Consider the following 20,051-nt stretch of genomic DNA (forward strand, 5'->3'; position numbering starts at 1 on the left):
GCTCCAATCGTACGGCGGGTCAGTCGGCGTCCGGCCAGTAGAGGCGCATCGGGTTGTCGACGAGGAGCTTGTGCCGCAGCTCCGGCGTCGGTGCGATGTGCGGGATGAAGTCGACGAGCAGGCCGTCGTCGGGCATGTGGTCGGTGAGGTTCGGGTGCGGCCAGTCCGTGCCCCACAGCACCCGGTCGGGGAATTCCTCGACCACGCGCCGGGCGAACGGGACGACGTCGCGGTAGGCGTCCCGCTCCCCGTCGAGGGCCGGAGGGCCGCTCACGGACAGCCGTTCCGGGCAGGTCACCTTGCACCAGATGTCGGGCCTCGCCCGCATGAAGTCCAGGAACGCCTCGAACTCCGGGCCGTCCGGGTCCTTGTCGACATCGGGCCGGCCCATGTGGTCGATGACCAGCGGCACCGGGATCGCGAGGAAGAAGTCGCGCAGGTCGGCGAGGTCGGCCGCCTCGAAGTAGATGACGACGTGCCAGCCGTACGGCTTGATCCGCTCGACGACGTCCCACAGGTCCTGCTGCGGTGCCGCGTCGACGAGCCGCTTGACGAAGTTGAACCGCACGCCGCGGACGCCGGCCTCGTGCAGCTCCCGCAACTCCGCGTCCGAGATACCCGGCCGCACCGTCGCGACGCCCCGGGCCAGGCCTCCCGAGGCCCGCAGGGCGTCGGCCATGGCGCTGTTGTCGGCGCCGTGGCAGGTCGCCTGGACCACGACGTTGCGGGCGAAGCCCAGGTGGTCCCGCAGCTCGAAGAGCTGGCCCTTGGACGCGTCGCACGGGGTGTACTTGCGTTCGGGGGCGAACGGGAACTCCGCCCCCGGGCCGAAGACGTGGCAGTGCGCGTCGACGGCGCCCTCGGGCAGCACGAACCGCGGCCGGCTCGGGCCGGCGTACCAGTCCAGCCAGCCAGGGGTCTTCTCGAAGATCTCGGTCATCCTCAGTCCTCGTAGCGCAGGCCGAGCTCGGCCAGCGGGCCGCGCATGCCGTACATGTCCAGGCCGAGGTCGCCCGCGCGGAACTGCGCGCGCTTGCCCTCTTCGTTGGCCTCGCGCTTGGCCGACGCCTCGGCGACCTCGGCGGCCCGCTCGCGCGGCACCACGACGACACCGTCGATGTCCGCCACGACGACGTCGCCGGGCCGGACCAGGGCGTTGGCGCAGACCACCGGCACGTTGACCGAGCCGAGCGTGGCCTTGACGGTGCCCTTGGCGTTGATCGCCCGCGAGAAGACCGGGAAGTCCATGTCCTCCAGGTCGGCCACGTCGCGCACGCCGCCGTCGATGACCAGGCCCTTGCAGCCGCGGGCGCGGAACGAGGTGGCGAGCAGTTCGCCGAAGAAGCCGTCCTCGCTCTCGGTCGTGCAGGCCGCGACCACGACGTCGCCTTCCCGGATCTGCTCGGCGGCGACGTGCATCATCCAGTTGTCGCCGGGCTGCAGCAGCACGGTCACCGCCGTGCCGCACAGGCGGGCCTTCGGGTAGACCCCGCGCATGTAGGGGCGCATCAGCCCCACCCGGCCCATGGCCTCGTGGATCGTCGCCACGCCGAACGCCGACAGCGCGGCGACAGCCTCGGGATCGGCGCGGGTGATCGCCGTGTGGACGACGCCGATCTCGGTGTGCTCCATGCGTTCTTCTCCTGGGATCAGTGGCCGGCCGCGGCGAGGCGGGCGGCGAGTCGGGGGTAGACGCGGAGGGCGTTGCCGGAGTAGACGGCGGCCCGTTCCTCGTCGGAGAGGTTCGAGGTGGCCTCGACGTACCGCTTCGTGTCGTCGAAGTAGTGGCCGGTGCGCGGGTCGATGTCGCGGACCGCGCCGATCATCTCGCTGGCGAAGAGGACGGACCGGCTGGGGATCACCTGGGTGAGCAGGTCGATGCCGGGCTGGTGGTAGACGCAGGTGTCGAAGAAGACGTTGTCCAGCAGCGTTTCGGGGGCCGGCTTGCCCAGCGCCATCGCCAGGCCGCGGAACCTGCCCCAGTGGTAGGGCACCGCACCGCCGCCGTGCGGGATCACGAACCGCAGCGTCGGGAAGTCGGCGAACAGGTCGCCCTGGACGAGCTGCATGAACGCCGTGGTGTCGGCGTTGAGGTAGTGGGCGCCGGTGGTGTGGAATGCCAGGTTGCACGACGTGCTGACGTGGATCATCGCGGGGATGTCGTACTCGACCATCGCCTCGTAGATCGGGTACCAGCTGCGGTCGGTCAGCGGCGGCGCGGTCCACTTGCCGCCCGACGGGTCGGGGTTGAGATTGATCGTCACCGCGCCGAGTTCCTCGACCGCGCGGCGCAGTTCGGGAAGGCAGGTCGCGGGATCGACGCCCGGCGACTGCGGCAGCATCGCGCCCGGCGCGAACCGGTCCGGGTAGAGCGTGCTGACGCGGTGGACCAGGTCGTTGCAGATCCGCGCCCAGACCGAGGACACCTCGAAGTCGCCGATGTGGTGGGCCATGAAGCTGGCCCGCGGGGAGAAGATCGTCAGGTCGCTGCCGCGCTCGTCCATGAGCCGCAGCTGGTTGCTCTCGATCGCCTGGCGCAGGTCGTCGTCGGTGATGACCAGGTCGGCGGGGTCGGGCGCGTTGCGGGGGTCGCCGGCCGCCGCCACCTGCCGGTCCCGCCACTGCGCCAGCTCGGGCGGCGCCGTGGTGAAGTGACCGTGGCAGTCGATGATCATGCTTTCTCTCCTGGTGGTCGTCTGGGGACTGTCAGTCCAGGGTGCTGGTGGGCCAGCCGGTGTACTGCTCGGCGAGGTAGCTGCGGCCTGCGCGGGTGCCCACGACGTTGTCGAGCTCGCCGAGCTGGCGCTGGAGGTCGAACGGCGAGCTGCCCGGCGCGGTGTGCAGCAGCTGGGTCATCCAGTGGGAGAAGTTCTGTGCCCGCCAGACCCGCCGCAGGGCGCGCGGCTGGTAGTCGTTCAGCACGGCCTCGCCCTCACGGCCCAGTGCCCGCAGCAGGACGTCGGCAAGCACCTTGACGTCGTGCAGCGCGAGGTTGAGCCCGCGGGCGCCGGTCGGCGGCACGGTGTGCGTGGCGTCGCCCGCCAGTGCCATCGAGCCCCAGCGCATCGGCTCCTGCACGAACGAGCGGAACCGCAGCACCGTCTTCTCGAGGATCGGCCCCTCCTTGAGCTGGAAGCCGTCCCCGCCGGCCACCCGGGCCTGGAGCGTCTGCCAGATGCGGTCGTCCGGCCAGGCGTCGACGGACTCGTCAGGGGCGCACTGGAAGTACATCCGCTGTACGGTTTCGGTGCGCTGGCTGATCAGCGCGAACCCGTGCTCGGAGTGGGCGTAGATCAGCTCGGGCGCGCTCATCGGCGCCTCGGCCATGATGCCGAACCACGCGAAGGGATACTCCTTGGCGTAGCGCACCCGCCGGTCCTCGGGCACCAGGTTGCGGCACATGCTGCGCGACCCGTCCGCACCGACCACGTACCGCGCCCGGATCTCGTGGCGCGTCCCGTCCGGCGCGGTGTAGCGGACCCGGGGGTTGTCGGTCGTGATGTCGAGGACCTCGGTGTCCTTGATGCCGAAGCACACCCTGCCGCCGTCGCGGTCCCGGGCGTCAGCCAGGTCGATGAACACGTCGGTCTGCGGGTAGAGCCACACCGACTCGCCCACCAGCTCCTTGAAGTGGATGCGGTGCGGCCGGCCGCCGAATCGGAGCTCGACGCCCTCGTGCTCGTAGCCGTCGCGCAGGATCCGGTCGGAGACGCCGGTCTCGATCAGGTCCCGGGCCGCGTCAGCCTCGAGGATGCCGGCCCGATGCGTCGCCTCGATCTCGTGCCGGGTGCGAGTGTCGACCGCGATCGCCTCGACCCCCGCGCGACCGAGCAGATGCGCCAGCATCAGGCCGGCCGGACCGGCCCCGACGATAGCGACTGGAACTGAGGTGACGGTGTCGATGGCGATATCGGCCATGGCCTCTCCTGAGCAACTGCGAACGGCTCGAACACTCCGAACGCTGTCACCCGGGACCGCCACTGGTCAGTAGTGTTTCCGCCAGGCGGAAGCCTGCTCAGACCGTCGTGTGGGCACGCCGGCCCAGCTCGTCAGAGATCCCGTAAGCAGCCCTCAGGAGTGGCTCCCGCAGCCCGCGGGCACGGCTCGCGGTACGCGCCGCGATGACGATCCCCAAAGCAGCGCTGACCGGCCCCATCCCGCCAATCCGCACAGGCGCGGCCACCGCGACCGTGCTTTCCGAGAGCTGCCGGTCACTGACGAAGACCTGCTCGCGGCGAATACGGCCCAACTGCGCGCGCAACGTCTTCGGGTCGGTGACGGTGTGCGGGGTCCAGGCTCGCAGCGGCGATTCGAGAACCGCCTCTTGAATGTCCCGGGGCGCGTGCGCCAACAGCACGCGCCCCATCCCGGTGGAGCCGATGGGGAACCGGGACCCGACCATCGTCACCAACTCCACCGAGCGGTGCCCGGCGATCCGTTCGACGAAGACAAGCTCGGTTCCCTCACCCACCGCGAGCTGAATGTTCTCGTGCGTCGCCTCGTAGAGGTCCTGCATGAACGGCAGAGCCACATCGCGCAGAATCTGGGTACGGGGGCACCCTGAGGCAATCTCCCACAGCCGCAGCCCGACATGCCACGCCCCGTCCTCCCCGCGCTCAAGCGCTCCCCACCCTGCCAGTTCCATGACCACTCGGTGCGTGGTACTCAAGGCCAAGCCCGTGCGCTGGGCGATCTGCGACAGCGTTTGCGTCTGGTGCTCGCGATCGAATGCCGAGAGGACCATGAGGACTTTTCCCGCCGCCGTGCTCCCAGTTGTGCTCATGTGGCCAGTCTCCCAGCCCCCGTTCGCCGAGGCGCGCCGGCTCGTTCGTCGTACCATCGACCAGACACAAGGAGGCGACGTGGACCAACAGATCTGTGGGCTGTCCTCGATGGCGACGCGGCTGATTCTGGCCGATCTTTCCAAACACATCCGACTCGCTCACGGGATTCCGGTGCGCTTCGAGTCGGCCGGCGGGGTCGAGATCGCTCGGCGGGTACGCGAGGGCGCCGAGGCCGACGTGCTCGTGCTTGCCGACGGAGCATTGGCCAAGCTGGAGAGCGAAGGACACCTCGTCAGGGACACGGTGCGCCCGCTCTGGATCTCCCAAGTCGTTGCCGCCGTGTCGGAAGGATCACCAGTTCCAGCCCTCGGCTCGGAGTCCGACCTGCAAGCCGCTCTCCTGGCTGCGAAGAAGATCGCCTACTCCACCGGACCCAGCGGTACCGCCCTCGTCGATCTGATCGCCAGGCTAGATCTCGCCGACACGCTCCGAAACCGGCTTGTCCAAGCTCCACCGGGGGTGCCTGTCGGCAGCCTGCTTACATCCGGTGAAGCAGACCTGGCCTTTCAGCAGAACAGCGAACTGATGGACCTGTCAGGCGTTGTCATCATCGGCCCGCTGCCCGGCAACACCGCTATCAACTCGACGTTCAGCGCAGGCGTACTGGCTTCGTCGACCCAGCCACGTCGTGCCTGCGAATTCCTCGACATCCTCGGCTCCGACGCAGCATTGAAGACCGCCCGCGCCAGAGGCATGCGGGCCCCCCTGGGCTGACCCCGGCTGTCCCGGACAGTAGCCCGTGGCGCAAGGGGTCGTGGTGCGCCGCGCTCTGCGGTCGCTCGGCCTGGTGTGAGCAGGTGTGGTCCCACGGCGCCTCGACGACCTGACGGCAGCGTTCCCGGCCGCCCCGCGTGAGGTGCCCGTACCGGTCCACCGTGACCTTGATCGAGCGATGTCCGAGCCGGCGAGACACTTCGCGGATGGACACGCCGCTCGTCAGGGTCACGGTGGTCCACTTGTGCCGCACGTCGCGCGGATTGTGCCAGGCTCTCGCGGGCGGCGTGTCCGTCGTTTGCGTCCACTGTCCGGCGGTGCGGTTCATTCGGCCAGGGGTCCCCGGGTGCCGAGGGGTCGTCCGGGCACCCTCCCTGTCACCCCGTGACGGATACCGTCCGATCGGGCATACTCGACCCGCCACAGCCGCTGGCCAGCAACTCTCGTAATCCGGGAGGGCAGCAGCGGTTTGGGTACTAGTGCTTTTCCGGGCCCCGGTCCGGAGATCCCCCGGCGGAGCCGCGCACACCCCGCACGCGCACCGCCGCAACGCCCGACAGGGAGGAGAGCGCCGTCATGTCCGACCGTGCCCCGCAGTTGGTGGAGCGTCGTCTGCCCACCGAGGAGTCCAGGCAGCTCGTTGCGCTCGTCCGCGACATCGTCCAGCGGGAGATCGCGCCGAACGCGGCGGAGGAGGAGGACGCGGGCCGGTTCCCGCGCGAGGTCTTCACCCTGCTCTCCGAATCCGGACTGCTCGGTCTGCCGTACGACTCCGCCCACGGCGGCGGAGACCAGCCCTACGAGGTCTACCTCCAGGTGCTCGAAGAGCTCGCGGCCGCCCGGCTCACCGTGGGCCTCGGCGTCAGCGTCCACTCGCTCGCCTGCCACGCCCTCGCCGGATACGGCACCAAGGAGCAGCAGGCGAAACACCTGCCGGCGATGCTGGGAGGTGGCCTGCTGGGGGCCTACTGCCTCTCCGAGCCCGCCTCGGGCTCCGATGCGGCCTCGCTCCGCACGAAGGCCGTACGCGACGGCGACGACTGGGTCATCACCGGCACCAAAGCGTGGATCACCCACGGCGGTATCGCCGACTTCTACACGGTTCTGGCGAGGACCGGCGTCGAGGGCCCCCGCGGCATCACCGCCTTCCTGGTCCCCGGCGACGCCGAGGGGCTGAGCGCGGCCCTCCCCGAGAAGAAGATGGGCATGAAGGGCTCGCCCACCGCCCAGCTGCACTTCGACGGTGTGCGGGTACCGGACGCCCGCCGGATCGGTGAGGAAGGGCAGGGTTTCGCCATCGCCCTGTCCGCACTCGACTCCGGGCGGCTCGGCATCGCCGCCTGCGCCATCGGCGTCGCGCAGGCGGCCCTGGACGAGGCCGTCGGATATGCCACCGGGCGGCAGCAGTTCGGCCGCCCCATCGCCGATTTCCAGGGGCTGCGGTTCATGCTCGCCGACATGGCCACCCAGATCGAGGCGGGCCGTGCGCTCTATCTGGAGGCGGCGAGGCTGCGCGACGCGGGCAAGCCGTTCTCCCGACAGGCGGCCATGGCCAAGCTGTTCTGTACGGACACGGCCATGCGGGTCACCGTCGACGCCGTCCAGGTGCTCGGCGGCTACGGCTACACCCTCGACTTCCCCGTCGAGCGGCTGATGCGCGAGGCCAAGGTGCTGCAGATCGTCGAGGGGACCAATCAGATCCAGCGCATGGTCATCGCGCGCCACCTCGCGGGTCCCGAAACCCGCTGAGGCGCAACGGCCGGTCCGACCACACGGGCGTCGTCATGATTCGGTTCCACTCCTGGTCGTGACGGCCGGGAAGGGTCCTGCCGGTGGACTCCCAATGGCTCAGCATCGCCCGATAGATGGGCGGATCCGTCGAATGCGGCACCGCGCGCGGTGCTGACGGAGTGGACGCCACGTGGGGTACCGGCTGCGAACCGGGCTGCGGAACCGATTCTTCGGGGGTCGGAGCGGCGAGACGGCGACGACCGGGGCCGGCCGTGGATTGCAGCAGGGTCATGCCAGGCCAACGCCGTGGGACGGGGTCGGGTCACTGCAGCGAGGATTCGAGCGCCCGTTCGCCAGGTTCCCCTGCCGCGCGAGCGCGGCTCGATCGCCCGCACCACGCCGACCCGGCCCTCGTGGTGCGGTAGGTGTGTGCCGGGTGTCTGCCGGAGGAATCCGGCAGACGGAGAGTCGCCGCCCGTCACTGACTTCGGTGCGCGCCAGGCGGCGTCAGGGCGTCTCAGGCGGCGTTGCGGCGGATCTGGTGCGGCACCCGCAGCGGGCGCGAACCCGCGCCACCGGCGTGCGAGAACGGCTGCATCCTCCAGTCGAGCCCCTGGGGGAGCGTCAGCAGCAGTCCCATCTCCTGTTCCTGGAGTTCGAGCGACTCGTCGGCCGGACGTGCCTGCGCGGCGTCGCGACCGGTTCCGGAGCACACCGTGAGGACGAACGGGTTCCACGGCGTCGGGCACAGCGCGTGTTCCGGCAGCACGTCCTCGTCGGCCAGCAGCGCGATCGGCTGCGCACAGTCCGGGCAGATCACCCGGTACATCTCAAAAGTGTCGTACGCGTCGGGAGCGGAGTCCTCGACGGGTTCAACAGGCTCCGGTTCGGTACGTACGGTGAGCTTCAGGCTCTGCATGGAGAATCTCCCCCTCGGGTGGGCCGACAAGGCGCCACGGCCTCGACCACAGCAAGCACTTCCCGTCGCGCATCCGCCGTAACCGCGAGGTCGTCGGCTACCCTTCCGTAAACCTGTGGCATTCGTCACACGCCCCCTGCGGGTGCCCTGTTCGGGGCCCCTACGACTGTGCCTGGAGGGGCCCGGGGCCATAGGTTGATCCGCATGGAGGAGCTGGACCGTCAGATTGTGGAGTTGCTCGTCAAGGACGGGCGGATGAGCTACACCGACCTGGGCAAGGCCACGGGCCTGTCCACCTCGGCCGTTCATCAGCGTGTCCGTCGGCTGGAGCAGCGCGGGGTGATCCGGGGCTATGCCGCGGTCATCGACCCCGAGGCCGTCGGGCTGCCCCTCACCGCGTTCATCTCGGTGAAACCGTTCGACCCGAGCGCGCCGGACGACATCGCCGAGCGGCTCGCCGGTGTACCGGAGCTGGAGGCGTGCCACAGCGTCGCGGGCGACGAGAACTACATCCTCAAGGTTCGCGTCGCGACCCCGCTGGAGCTGGAGCATCTGCTCACCCGGATCCGCTCGCTGGCCGGGGTCTCCACCCGCACCACCGTCGTCCTCTCCACCCCGTACGAGGCACGCCCCCCGCAGATCTGAGAGGCTGTCGGGCCACCTTCGATCGGGAAGCGTGTGTGCCAGGGCAGACCGCCCGATCAGAGGGGGCCCGACAGCCTCTGAGGGGGGCGCGGGCGGCGCCGCTCCGCACAAGGGTGAGACTGGTGCCATGACCGAGAGCACCGCCCCCCAGAGCGAACACCGCACCGTGCTGCTGCGCGGTGGAGACGTCCACAGCCCCGCCGACCCCTTCGCCACCGCCATGGTCGTCGAACGCGGCCATGTCGCCTGGGTGGGTTCGGAAGGGGCCGCCGATGCCTTCGCGAGCGGCGTCGACGAAGTGATCGACCTCGAAGGGGCCCTGGTCACTCCCGCGTTCACCGACGCCCACGTCCACACCACCTCGACCGGCCTCGCCCTCACCGGCCTGGACCTCGCGGGCGCCCGCACCCTCGCCGAGGCTCTCGACCTCGTACGCGCGTACACGGCCGCGCACCCCACGGACCGGGTCGTCCTCGGGCACGGCTGGGACGCCACGCGCTGGCCGGAGCAGCGGCCTCCGTCGCGCGCCGAGCTCGACGCCGCGGCCGGCGGCCGTCCGCTCTATCTGCCCCGGATCGATGTGCACTCCGCTGTCGTCACGACCGCCCTCCTCGATCTGGTTCCCGGCGTCACCGAGCTGGCCGGATACCGCCCCGACGCCCCGCTGACCGGCGCCGCCCACCACGCCGTGCGCGCTGCCGCCCATGGCGCGATCTCGCCGCAGCAGCGTGCCGAGGCGCAGCGTGCCGCCCTGGACCACGCTGTGTCGCTCGGCATCGGCAGCCTTCATGAGTGCGGCGGACCCGACATCTCCGACGAGGAGGACTTCACCGCCCTGCTGAAGCTTGCCGCCGGGCGGCCGGGACCGCGGGTCTTCGGCTACTGGGCCGAGCAGGTCGCGGACGCGAAGGATGCCCGCAGGATCCGCGAACTCGGCGCGATCGGTGCGGCCGGTGACCTGTTCGTCGACGGTTCCCTCGGCTCGCACACCGCGTGCCTGCACGAGCCCTACGCCGACGGACCGGCCGGCGGCAGGGGCGCCGCCCACCTGGACGCCGCGCAGATCGCCGCCCATGTCATCGCCTGCACCGAGGCCGGTCTGCAGGCCGGTTTCCACGCCATCGGCGACGCGGCGGTCGCCGCCGTCGTGGCAGGGGTCCGGGCCGCATCCGAGACGCTCGGGCTGCCCCGGATCCGCGCCGCACGCCATCGCGTCGAGCACGCCGAGATGCTCACCCCGGAGACGATCGCCGGTTTCGCGGAGCTGGGTCTGACCGCCTCGGTCCAGCCCGCCTTCGACGCCGCCTGGGGCGGCGAGGACGGCATGTACGCCCAGCGGCTCGGCGCCGACCGGGCCCGCACCCTGAACCCGTACGCCGGCCTCCTGCGGGCCGGTGTGCCCCTGGCCTTCGGCTCGGACAGCCCGGTGACCCCGCTGGACCCGTGGGGGACCGTACGGGCCGCTGCGTTCCACCGGACGCCGGAGCACCGGATCTCCGTACGGGCCGGTTTCACCGCGCACACCAGGGGCGGCTGGCGGGCCGTCGGCCGCGACGACGCTGGCACCCTCGTCCCCGGCGCCCCCGCCGACTACGCGGTCTGGCGCACCGAGGAGCTCGTGGTCCAGGCCCCGGACGACCGGGTTGCCCGCTGGTCGACCGACCCGAGGTCCGGGACGCCCGGCCTGCCGGATCTCACTCCGGGCGGCGACCTCCCGGTCTGTCTTCGGACCGTGGTCTTCGGACAAACTGTCTACGTGCGGCCGAACGAGTGACGTCCCGAGATTTCGTACCGCCGATCGAAGGCGCCCGCGCTTCCCCGCGACCTGCGTATCTCCGGTACTGACCAGGTGATTTCGGTAAACATCGCAGGTCAGGCGGGTATTGACAGGAGGCGCCCACGGGCCGGTAGGTTCGGCCGAGTCCACCACAGGACGTCCGACCGGTTAAACCTCCACGCAGTCGTCGAACGCCGCTGGGTCATGGGGTGGTGTGCCGCACCGGCGCACCACCACTGACAGCCAGGTTCAGCGCCCGCGCCTCGGGGGCGAGGGAAGGTGTGAGCCGGACGGCAGGTGCGACCCGGGTGGGGCCCGGACGTTCAGTAGACAACGGCTCTCGGTCGACCCGCAGCCAGCGGGTCCCAGGTCGGCCCGAAGGGCGCCGGGCCCCGATCCGCAGTTCTGTCCGTACTTCCCTCCTTCTGTCCGGGCCCGCGCCCGACAGCTGCCCACCAAGTCGATCCCAGGCCTTGATGTGATCGATATGGTGTGCACCTGTGTACGGACGTGAGGGGCAGTAAGTGAACGACGGCGGTCAGAGGCGATACGGCCCGCTCGGCAGAGCCTTGGTGATCATCCCGACCTACAACGAGGCCGAGAACATCAAGCCGGTCGTCACCCGGGTGCGCGCCGCGGTACCGGAAGCGGACATCCTGGTCGCCGACGACAACAGTCCCGACGGCACCGGGAAGATCGCCGACGAGCTCGCTGCCGACGACAGCCATGTCCAGGTCCTGCACCGCAAGGGCAAGGAGGGGCTCGGCGCCGCCTACCTCGCCGGGTTCCGCTGGGGCATCGACCACGGTTACGGCGTCCTCGTGGAGATGGACGCCGACGGCTCCCACCAGCCCGAGGAGCTGCCCCGGCTGCTCACCGCCCTCAAGGGTGCCGACCTGGTGCTCGGCTCCCGCTGGGTGCCGGGCGGGCGTGTGGTCAACTGGCCCAAGTCCCGCGAGATGATCTCCCGCGGCGGCAGCACGTACTCCCGGCTGCTCCTCGGACTGCAGACCAGGGACGTCACCGGCGGCTACCGGGCCTTCAGGGCGGAGACCCTGAAGGGGATCGGCCTCGACGAGGTCGCCTCCCAGGGGTACTGCTTCCAAGTCGACCTGGCCCGTCGCACCATCGACGCGGGGTATCACGTCGTCGAGGTCCCCATCACCTTCGTGGACCGCGAGATCGGAGACTCCAAGATGAGCCGCGACATCCTCGTCGAGGCGCTGTGGCGGGTCACGGCCTGGGGCATCACCGCCCGTACGAACCAGGTTCTGGGCCGCAAGTCTTCCTGATCACCCCCTTATCCCGCTTGGACATCCGTCCAGGCACACTGGGGACCATGATGACCGGCACCCCGCCCCCGACCGCACCGCGGCGCTCGCGCGCCCGTACCTTCATCCCGCTCGCCATCGCTGCCTGGGCAGTGCTGGAGATCTGGCTGCTGACCCTGGTGGCGGACGTGGCGGGCGGGTTCACCGTGCTGCTGCTTCTGATCGGGGGCGTCGTGCTCGGGGCCGTGGTGATGAAGGCGGCCGGCCGCCGGGCCTTCCGCAACCTCACCGAGACGTTCCAGCAGATGCCGGGCCGGCCCGGCGAGGCCGCCGCGCCGCCCACCTCCCCGTCGGGCAGCAAGGGCAATGGCTTCCTGATGCTCGGCGGGCTGCTGCTCATCATCCCGGGGATGATCTCGGACATGGCGGGACTTCTGCTGCTGGTGCCGCAGGTCCGTGCGACGCTCAGCCGGTACGCGGAGCGGTCCCTGGATCGCCGTATGCGCACCGCTGCCCCCGGCAGCTTCTCCAACGCGTTCCAGCAGGCCAGGATGCACCGTCCGGACGGAAAGGTCGTCCAGGGCGAGGTCATCCGCGACACGGAGACTCGGCCGGGCCCGCGCCCCGACGGCGGCCCGCGCCCCCCGCTGACCCCCTGAGCGGGTTCTCGTCCGAAGCCGCCCGCGGGACGGGGCCCCCGTCCGAGTGGCTGTCCTCAATCGCCGGACGGGCTCTTCGCCTGTCCGGCCTTCACCGTCACGCCCGGGAAGGAGAAATCCGAACGGCGCTCGGCGACGGAAGAGCAGGCCGCAGGACGCCCACGGCACCCACCCGTACGCGACAGAGCCGCAGGCCGTGACACACGCTCGGTGTGTCACGGCCCGCGGCTCTGTCTCTCTGCGGTGTCGCGCGGTCAGGCAGACTTCCTGCTGTCTCGCGGGTGCACGGCGATGTTCATGGCTCCGGAGCGCAGAACCGCCAGCCTCTCGGCCAGCACCTCCTCAAGCTCCTCGCGTGTGCGCCGCTCCATGAGCATGTCCCAGTGCGTACGCGCAGGCTTGCCCTTCTTCTCCTCGGGGCCATCCCCGTCCACCAGGAGTGCCATGGCGCCGCACGCCTTGCACTCCCACTCCGGCGGAATTTCCGCCTCTACCGAGAACGGCATCTCAAATCGATGTCCGTTCTGGCATGCGTACTCCACCGCCTGGCGCGGGGCCAGATCGATGCCGCGGTCCGTCTCGTAGCTGGTAACCACGAGTCGCGTGCCGCGGAGAGCTCGCTCACTCATGAATCGTGCCTCCCGGGCTTGTCGCCCACAGGACAGGTGTCGCTGTCGTCGTCATCCGGTCAACGTCCGGTCGGCGGCAAAGATTCCCGTTGCCGGTCATGCGTCGCCCGTCGTGCCGCTGCTTTTTCAGAGTTGGGTACCCAACATTGCCCGGTTTGTCACATTTGGCAGAAGTTGTCACCCAACGGTTTAGCTTCTTCCACTCGCAGTAACGGTCCTCCGGGCAGGCCAAAGGCGTACACTACCGGCCTTTCACTTCAACGTCTAAATCCGTTCAGGAACGGGATTTCCCGCGGCCGCGACGGCCCGCCGTACAGGCACCCTCGCGAGCAGCACGGAGCCGACCGCGAAGAAGATCACCAAAGAGATGATCGCATCCCGGTAGCTGCCGGTCAGCTGATACGCGAGACCGAACACCAGCGGCCCCAGCCAGCTCAGTCCGCGGTCGCTCATCTCGTACGCGGAGAAGTACTCCGCCTCCTTGCCGCGGGGCACCAGATGTGAGAACAGCGAGCGGGACAGTGCCTGGCTGCCGCCGAGGACCAGGCCGATCGCCGAGGCCAGCAGATAGAAGAAGACCGGGGCGTCCGAGGGCAGGAAGTATCCGGCGACGAGGATCAGGGTCCAGACGACGAGCGAGGCCAGGATCGTGCGCTTCGCGCCGTACGCCTGTGCCAGCCGGCCCATGCCCAGGGCCCCGGCCACCGCCAGCACCTGCACCAGCAGCACGGCCGTGATCAGGGTTGTCTGGTCGAGGCCCAGCTCCTCGGAGCCGTACACCGACGCCTGCGAGATCACCGTCTGGATGCCGTCGTTGTAGACGAGATAGGCGAGCAGGAACGAGAGCGTGAGCGGGTGGCGGCGCATGTCGCGCAGGGTCGCGAGCAGCTGTCGCCAGCCGGAGCCGACCGCGCCCTCACCGCCCGGTGCCACCCGCCGGTCACGCAGCCGACGCAGCGGTACGACCGTGAAGGCTCCCCACCAGACCCCCGCCGACGCGAGGCAGATCCGTACCGCGTCGGACTCGGAGAGCCCGAATGAATCGTGGCCCGTGTAGAGGACCAGATTGAGGACCAGGACGAGCGCCCCCGACGTGTAGCCGAAGGCCCAGCCCCGGGACGAGACGGCGTCGCGTTCGTCGGGCTCGGCGATCTGCGGGAGATACGCGTTGTAGAGCACCATCGACACCGAGATCGACGCGTTCGCCACGATCAGCAGGAACGCGCCCAGCAGATAGCGGTGGCCGTCCAGGAAGAACATCCCGGTCGTCGCGGCCGCCCCCACGTACGCGGCGGCCGCCAGCAGGGGCTTCTTGCGGCCTGTGCGGTCGGCGGCGGCGCCCACGATCGGCATCATCACCACCGCCACCACGACGGACATCGAGACCGCGTAGGCGAAGAGCGAACCCGCGCGCACCGGGATGCCGAGCGGGTGCACGAAACCGTCGGCGTCGGCGGCGGCCTTGGCGATCGACGTCAGATAGGGGCCGAGAAACACGGTGAGAACGCTGGTCGAGTAGACCGAACACGCGAAGTCGTAGAAGTACCAGCCGCGTTGTTCGCGTCTGCGGTCGTCGGCACCGCCGGTGGTGTGTTCCGGCGTCGGCTCAGCGGTGTCGGCGGTCTCGGCGCTCAACCCGCACCCCCCTCGTATCTCCCCGTGGGGACGCCGCCGGGCCGGAGTCAGGCCCAGGCCCCCCGCTCGCTCAGCACCGTGCGCAGCGTCTCGATGTGATCGGTCATGATGCCATCCACACCGAGATCGAGGAGAGCTGCCATCCGCTCCGGTTCGTTCACCGTCCAGACATGGACCTGGAGTCCGCGGGCGTGGGCCTCCCGGACGAAGCGCCGGTCGACCACCCGGAGCCCGTTCTGGCTCTCCGGGACCTGCGCACACACCGCTCCGGCGCGCAGGGCGGCGGGTATGCCGTACGAGCGCAGCCGCAGGCCCAGGATGCCGCGGACGCCGTACGAGGTGGCCAGCCGGGGGCCCGCGAGGCGGTGCGCCCTGGCCACCCGGGTCTCCGAGAACGAGCCGACACACACCCGGTCCCAGGCATCGGTCCGGCGGATCAGGTCGATCAGCGGGACGAGCGCCGGCTCGGCCTTGATGTCCACGTTCCAGCGGGCGTCGGGAAACGCCTCCAGCAACTCCTCGAACAGCGGCAGCGGTTCACGGCCCGCCACCCGGGCCCGCCGCACCTCGCTCCACGGCAGGTCGGCTATCCGGCCACGGGCGTCCGTCACCCGGTCCAGGGTGGCGTCGTGGAAGGCGACCAGACGTCCGTCCGACGTCGTGTGCACATCGGTCTCGAAGTAGCGGTAGCCGGCATCGGCGGCCCGGCGGAACGCGGCCGTGGTGTTCTCGATTCCGTCCGCCGCTCCGCCTCGGTGGGCGAACGGGATCGTCACGGGATGGTCCAGATAGGGGTGGCGTACAGAAGTCACTGCGGCAGTATGGCCTCCTCCGATGGCCGGCCGGTGACGGCGGCGGTGCCGGACCCCGGCGCGGGAGCGACGGTCTCGTCGGCGGGCTTCGCCTCGGGGACTGCGAAGAGGCGCAGGAACCGCTGGGCGAGCGGGCCGATGGACAGCGCGTACAGGACTGTGCCCACGCCCAGGGAGCCGCCGAGCAGGAAGCCGGTCGCCACGACGGCCACCTCGATCGCCGTACGGACCAGGCGGACCGAGCGGCCGGTGCGCCGGTGCAGTCCGGTCATCAGGCCGTCGCGCGGCCCGGGGCCGAACCGTGCCGCGATGTACAGCCCCGTCGCGACACCGTTGAGCGCGATCCCCGCGACCATGATAACGATCCGGGCCGCCAGGCCGTGCAGCTCCGGGACGAGAGCGAGCGTGCCGTCCATGGCGAGGCCGATGGCGAAGACATTGGAGACCGTGCCGAGCCCGGGGCGCTGCCTCATCGGTATCCATAGGAGGAGGACCGCCGCGCCGACGATGATCGCGACGACCCCGATGGACAGCCCGGTGCGTTCCGCGAGGCCCTGGTGCAGCACCCCCCAGGGTTCGAGCCCGAGCCCGGCGCGGACCATGAGTGCCGAGCTCGCCCCGTACAGGGCCAGACCGACGTACAGCTGCATCAGCCGCCGTGTGAGGTGGGCCCGGCGGGGAACGGCGGTGACGGACAAGATGTGCTCCCTCGAGTGGTGGTGGTGGACTGCCGCCGTGTGGTGGTGGTGGACTGCCGCATGACACTCTGTGGCAGGGGATTGGCTGCCAACTATGGCCAATCCGAGGAAGGTGGACTGATTTACATGGCGCAGTGGACTTCGGCCGTCGGTGCCGCGCAGCTCGCCCGGCAGCTCCAGGCCCAGCAGCAGAAGCCGATGGGCCCCGGCGCCCGCAGGCCCCCCGCCTATCGCGCGCTCGCCGACGGCGTCCGGCTGCTCGTCCTCGAAGGCCGGGTGCCGGTTGCCGCCCGGCTCCCTGCCGAACGCGAGCTGGCGCTCGCCCTGTCCGTCAGCCGTACCACCGTCGCCGCCGCCTACGAGGCGCTGCGGGCCGAGGGATTCCTGGAGTCCCGGCGCGGCGCGGGCAGCTGGACCGCGGTCCCGGCAGGCAACCCCCTGCCGGCGCGCGGCCTGGAACCGCTGCCCCCGGAGTCGCTCGGTTCGATGATCGACCTGGGCTGTGCCTCACTGCCCGCGCCCGAACCCTGGCTGACCCGCGCCGTCCAGGGCGCCCTGGAGGAGCTGCCGCCGTACGCGCACACCCACGGCGACTATCCGGCCGGGCTGCCCGCGCTGCGGCAGATGATCGCCGACCGCTACACCGGGCGCGGCATTCCGACGATGCCTGAACAGATCATGGTCACCACCGGTGCGATGGGTGCGATCGACGCCATCTGCCACCTCTTCGCCGGGCGCGGCGAGCGGATCGCGGTGGAGTCCCCCTCGTACGCCAACATCCTTCAGCTGATGCGGGAGGCGGGCGCCCGGCTGGTGCCGGTGGCGATGGAGGAGGGGATCGGCGGCTGGGACATGAACCGCTGGCGGCAGGTGCTGCGCGACGCGGCACCCCGGCTCGCGTACGTCGTGGCGGACTTCCACAATCCCACCGGCGCGCTCGCCGACGAGAGCCAGCGGCGGGCCCTGGTGGACGCGGCCCGCTCCGCCGGGACGGTCCTGGTCGTCGACGAGACCATGAACGAGCTGTACCTCGACGCCGATGTCGAGATGCCGCGCCGGGTCTGTGCCTTCGACCCGGCGGGCAGCACCGTGCTCACCGTCGGCTCGGCCAGCAAGGCGTTCTGGGCAGGCATGCGGATCGGCTGGGTGCGGGCCGCGCCGGACGTGATCCGCAGTCTGGTGTCCGCCCGCGCCTACGCCGACATGGGCACACCCGTGCTGGAACAGCTCGCCATCAACTGGCTGATGCGCACGGGGGGCTGGGAGGAGGCCGTGGAGTTCCGGCGCGGTCAGGCGCGGGAGAACCGGGACGCACTGGTCGCGGCGGTGCGCCGGGAGCTGCCGGAGTGGGAGTTCCAGGTGCCGCGCGGCGGGCTGACGCTCTGGGTGCGCACCGGCGGACTCTCGGGGTCACGGCTGGCCGTGGCGGGCGAGCGGGTGGGGGTGCGGGTGCCGTCCGGTCCGCGATTCGGCGTCGACGGCGCCTTCGAGGGATACGTACGGCTGCCGTTCACGGTCGGCGGTCCGGTGGCGGACGAGGCGGCGGTACGGCTCGCCGCTGCGGCGGAACTGGTGGGGTCGGGGGCGAGCGCGGGAGCGGAGGCGCCTCGCACGTTCGTCGCCTGACGGCCGTGGCGCAGCGGAAGGGGCGGGGGAGGGGCGCGCGATCCTCCCCGCCCCTTCCGCGCTCCTACTCGCTGAGCGACATCTGCTCGGGGGTCAGGGCGATCTCCGCGGTCAGTGCGTTCTGCGGGGTCAAGGGGGTCGCAGTCGCCGCGGTCGCTGGAGTCGCCGGATCCGGAACGGTCACCCCGATCGGCGTCTCCCCCGTGGGCAGGAGATCGAGCACCGCCTGGCGGTGGGCCTCGCTCGTCGCGTCGTCGTACGGATCAGGTGTGGCCGGAACCTGGAGCCGCAGCACCGGACCGGTACCGAGCCGCACGTACCCCCGGCCGGGCGGGACCTCCGGGGTAGGCGTGGTGTGCGGCTCCACGCCGAGCACCGTCTCGATCTGCTCGCGGGAGTTGTGGCCGAGCACGACGCGGGCCCTGGTGTGGGTCCGTACCGTCTCGCTGAGCGTGTCCAGGCTGTCGAACTGGTCGGCCAGCACCACGGTGACATTGGCCGCGCGGCCGTGCCGCAGCGGCACCTGCAGCAGCTCCTGAGGGTCGGGTCTGCCGTCGGCGGCCGCCAGATGACCGAGGGCGCTGGGCCGGTCCAGCAGGATCCAGAGCGGGCGCCTGGTGTCCTCGGGCGCGGAGTGACCCGCCTGCCGGGCCCGGTTGGCGGCGATCAGCCGCCGCTCCGTCTCGTGGGCCGCCCACTCCAGGCTGGCCAGCGCGCCGGCCAGTCCGCACTCGACGGCCAGCACTCCGGTGCGCCCGGTCAGGCAGGTGTACTCGCCGGTTCCGCTGCCTTCGAGGATGAGGATGTCTCCGTGCTGGAGCGCCTGGACGGCGATGGAGCGCATCAGGGTGGTGACGCCGCTGCCGGGCTGTCCGGCGATCAGCAGGTGCGGCTCGGTGGAGCGGGCGCCGGTCCGCCAGACGACCGGGGGAGCGTCCCGGGTCGTGTCCCCGTCGGTCACCGGCACGGTGCGCTGCACCGCGTCGGTGTCGGTGAACCCCAGCACCGTCTCGCCCGGCGCGGTGACGAAGCGCTGTGCGGCGATCGAGGTGGGCAGTGCGTCGAGCACGCTCATGACGAGCTGGTTGCCCTCCTCGTCCCAGGCGAAGTGGTACTCGCGGCCACGGCCCGACTTGGCGTGCAGCAACTGTTCGATCCGGGCACGGGAGGCGGTCTCGCTGTCGGTGAAGTATGCGGGGTACGAGACCTGGAGGCGGGTGACGCGACCGTCGCCGTCGAACGCGTAGCCGCTGAACGCCTTGGCCCAGTCGCCACCGTGGGCGAACAGCGGGCTGGGGTCCTCGGAGACGGAGAAGTGCGGCACGAGCGCCTCGTACAGCGCCTGCAGCCGGGCCGTCTCGGCCTTGCCGGGACCGGTCTTCGCGGGCGTGCGTTCCCGACCTTTCCATGCGGCAACGCCCATCACCGTGACCAGGGCGAGCAGCGGCCCGTACGGGATGAGCACCACCACGAGTACGCAGACCGCGACGAGGAACAGAATGGGATTACGCCGCTCCTTGGGCGTCGCGGCCCATTTCTTCCGTCCCGCACCCGCCAGCAGCCGCAGACCACGAGTGACCCTGATCAGCGGATGGAGGATGTCGGCGGCGTTGTCGGCGGCCGTGCGCGCGAACTCGCGACCGCGAGTGATCGAAGCGCTGCCGCTGCTCAGAATGCGGGGAAGGGGGCGCCGGGCCACGTCGGTCCTCCAGAAGGGGTGGGGGCGGTCGCGGAGGGTCAGAACTTGATCCCGCCCAAGAGGCCGGCGAGGCTCGCGCCGCCCGCGGTGATGCTCGGTGCGATGGCGGTGCCTGCCAGATAGAAGCCGAACAGGGCAGTGACGACGGCGTGCGAGCCCTTGAGGCCGTCCTTCCTGAAGAACAGGAAGACGATGATGCCGAGGATGACGACGCCGGACATGGAAAGGTTCATGAGTGGTTCTCCTCGTTGTGGGGACAGTCACCATGAGTCCTTCCAGGCTCACAAAGAGTATCTATAGGATTAAAGCTGCAATTGGGTGAAAGGTCGGTTTTTTCACTGGATCGGCCGACAGGAGAACGCGGTGCGGACGGACCTTGGGGTGCCGCGCAC

General features: G+C 70.5%; 18 protein-coding genes and 1 pseudogene. 7 read left to right on the forward strand and 12 right to left on the reverse strand.

The window, feature by feature from the left end:
* Positions 1 to 19: 19 nt before the first annotated feature.
* From AB0N06_RS03095 to AB0N06_RS03115, 5 genes are all read right to left on the reverse strand, one after another.
* Positions 20 to 940 carry an amidohydrolase family protein gene (locus AB0N06_RS03095; protein WP_366133022.1) on the reverse strand — a complete coding sequence of 307 codons (921 nt, stop codon included), beginning with the start codon at positions 938 to 940 and terminating at the stop codon, positions 20 to 22.
* A gap of 2 nt (positions 941 to 942) precedes the next feature.
* Positions 943 to 1,632, reverse strand: a complete 690-nt coding sequence (ligK, locus tag AB0N06_RS03100; RefSeq protein WP_366133023.1) for a 4-carboxy-4-hydroxy-2-oxoadipate aldolase/oxaloacetate decarboxylase — start codon at positions 1,630 to 1,632, stop codon at positions 943 to 945.
* 17 nt (positions 1,633 to 1,649) lie between these two features.
* Positions 1,650 to 2,675, reverse strand: a complete 1,026-nt coding sequence (locus AB0N06_RS03105) for an amidohydrolase family protein (protein ID WP_366133024.1) — start codon at positions 2,673 to 2,675, stop codon at positions 1,650 to 1,652.
* A gap of 31 nt (positions 2,676 to 2,706) precedes the next feature.
* Complete coding sequence (locus AB0N06_RS03110; protein WP_366133025.1) at positions 2,707 to 3,918, reverse strand: 4-hydroxybenzoate 3-monooxygenase; 1,212 nt, start codon at positions 3,916 to 3,918, stop codon at positions 2,707 to 2,709.
* Positions 3,919 to 4,015: 97 nt separating this feature from the next.
* Positions 4,016 to 4,783: an IclR family transcriptional regulator gene (locus AB0N06_RS03115; protein WP_366133026.1), complete on the reverse strand. Its 768-nt coding sequence runs from the start codon at positions 4,781 to 4,783 to the stop codon at positions 4,016 to 4,018.
* A gap of 79 nt (positions 4,784 to 4,862) precedes the next feature.
* On the opposite strand from AB0N06_RS03115, the gene AB0N06_RS03120 reads away from it, so the two are divergent.
* Complete coding sequence (locus AB0N06_RS03120) at positions 4,863 to 5,558, forward strand: substrate-binding domain-containing protein (RefSeq protein WP_366133027.1); 696 nt, start codon at positions 4,863 to 4,865, stop codon at positions 5,556 to 5,558.
* A 576-nt stretch (positions 5,559 to 6,134) separates the two neighbouring features.
* The gene (locus tag AB0N06_RS03125) at positions 6,135 to 7,307 is read left to right on the forward strand and encodes an acyl-CoA dehydrogenase family protein (protein ID WP_366133028.1); all 1,173 of its coding nucleotides are present in this window, start codon (positions 6,135 to 6,137) and stop codon (positions 7,305 to 7,307) included.
* A gap of 499 nt (positions 7,308 to 7,806) precedes the next feature.
* Here AB0N06_RS03125 and AB0N06_RS03130 read toward each other — a convergent pair whose 3' ends face one another.
* On the reverse strand, positions 7,807 to 8,208 hold the full coding sequence (locus AB0N06_RS03130; protein ID WP_366133029.1) for a hypothetical protein: 402 nt from the start codon (positions 8,206 to 8,208) through the stop codon (positions 7,807 to 7,809).
* 204 nt (positions 8,209 to 8,412) lie between these two features.
* Between AB0N06_RS03130 and AB0N06_RS03135 the strand changes: the two genes are divergently transcribed.
* From AB0N06_RS03135 to fxsA, 4 genes are all read left to right on the forward strand, one after another.
* Positions 8,413 to 8,853, forward strand: coding sequence for an Lrp/AsnC family transcriptional regulator (locus AB0N06_RS03135; RefSeq protein WP_358861554.1), 441 nt, complete (start codon positions 8,413 to 8,415; stop codon positions 8,851 to 8,853).
* Between the two features lie 127 nt (positions 8,854 to 8,980).
* The gene (locus AB0N06_RS03140) at positions 8,981 to 10,627 is read left to right on the forward strand and encodes an amidohydrolase (protein WP_366133030.1); all 1,647 of its coding nucleotides are present in this window, start codon (positions 8,981 to 8,983) and stop codon (positions 10,625 to 10,627) included.
* 527 nt (positions 10,628 to 11,154) lie between these two features.
* A complete protein-coding gene (locus AB0N06_RS03145; protein WP_366133031.1) occupies positions 11,155 to 11,922 on the forward strand; it encodes a polyprenol monophosphomannose synthase in 768 nt (255 codons plus the stop codon).
* A gap of 47 nt (positions 11,923 to 11,969) precedes the next feature.
* The gene (gene fxsA, locus AB0N06_RS03150; RefSeq protein WP_366133032.1) at positions 11,970 to 12,560 is read left to right on the forward strand and encodes an FxsA family membrane protein; all 591 of its coding nucleotides are present in this window, start codon (positions 11,970 to 11,972) and stop codon (positions 12,558 to 12,560) included.
* 254 nt (positions 12,561 to 12,814) lie between these two features.
* Here the strand turns inward: fxsA and AB0N06_RS03155 are convergent, their stop codons facing one another.
* The 4 genes from AB0N06_RS03155 to AB0N06_RS03170 form a co-directional block, all read right to left on the reverse strand.
* Positions 12,815 to 13,189, reverse strand: coding sequence for an RNA polymerase-binding protein RbpA (locus AB0N06_RS03155; RefSeq protein ID WP_007262928.1), 375 nt, complete (start codon positions 13,187 to 13,189; stop codon positions 12,815 to 12,817).
* A 264-nt stretch (positions 13,190 to 13,453) separates the two neighbouring features.
* Positions 13,454 to 14,824, reverse strand: a complete 1,371-nt coding sequence (locus AB0N06_RS03160; protein WP_366133033.1) for an MFS transporter — start codon at positions 14,822 to 14,824, stop codon at positions 13,454 to 13,456.
* A 47-nt stretch (positions 14,825 to 14,871) separates the two neighbouring features.
* Positions 14,872 to 15,636 (reverse strand): glycerophosphodiester phosphodiesterase, encoded by a 765-nt coding sequence (locus tag AB0N06_RS03165; RefSeq protein WP_366133034.1) that lies wholly within the window; start codon positions 15,634 to 15,636, stop codon positions 14,872 to 14,874.
* On the reverse strand, positions 15,633 to 16,286 hold the full coding sequence (locus AB0N06_RS03170) for a hypothetical protein (RefSeq protein ID WP_366133067.1): 654 nt from the start codon (positions 16,284 to 16,286) through the stop codon (positions 15,633 to 15,635). The genes AB0N06_RS03165 and AB0N06_RS03170 overlap by 4 nt, the downstream gene beginning before the upstream one ends.
* A gap of 174 nt (positions 16,287 to 16,460) precedes the next feature.
* On the opposite strand from AB0N06_RS03170, the gene AB0N06_RS03175 reads away from it, so the two are divergent.
* Positions 16,461 to 17,960, forward strand: coding sequence for a PLP-dependent aminotransferase family protein (locus AB0N06_RS03175; RefSeq protein WP_366133035.1), 1,500 nt, complete (start codon positions 16,461 to 16,463; stop codon positions 17,958 to 17,960).
* Between the two features lie 205 nt (positions 17,961 to 18,165).
* Here the strand turns inward: AB0N06_RS03175 and AB0N06_RS03180 are convergent.
* Together AB0N06_RS03180 and AB0N06_RS03185 are read right to left on the reverse strand one after the other, a co-directional pair.
* Positions 18,166 to 19,659: pseudogene (locus AB0N06_RS03180) on the reverse strand (hypothetical protein); the annotation flags it as partial.
* 38 nt (positions 19,660 to 19,697) lie between these two features.
* Entirely contained in the window at positions 19,698 to 19,892 is a 195-nt protein-coding gene (locus AB0N06_RS03185; protein WP_366133036.1) for a hypothetical protein, read from the reverse strand.
* Positions 19,893 to 20,051 lie beyond the last annotated feature (159 nt).

Origin of the sequence: Streptomyces sp. NPDC051020 (assembly GCF_040683105.1) — a bacterium.
Lineage (GTDB): Bacteria > Actinomycetota > Actinomycetes > Streptomycetales > Streptomycetaceae > Streptomyces.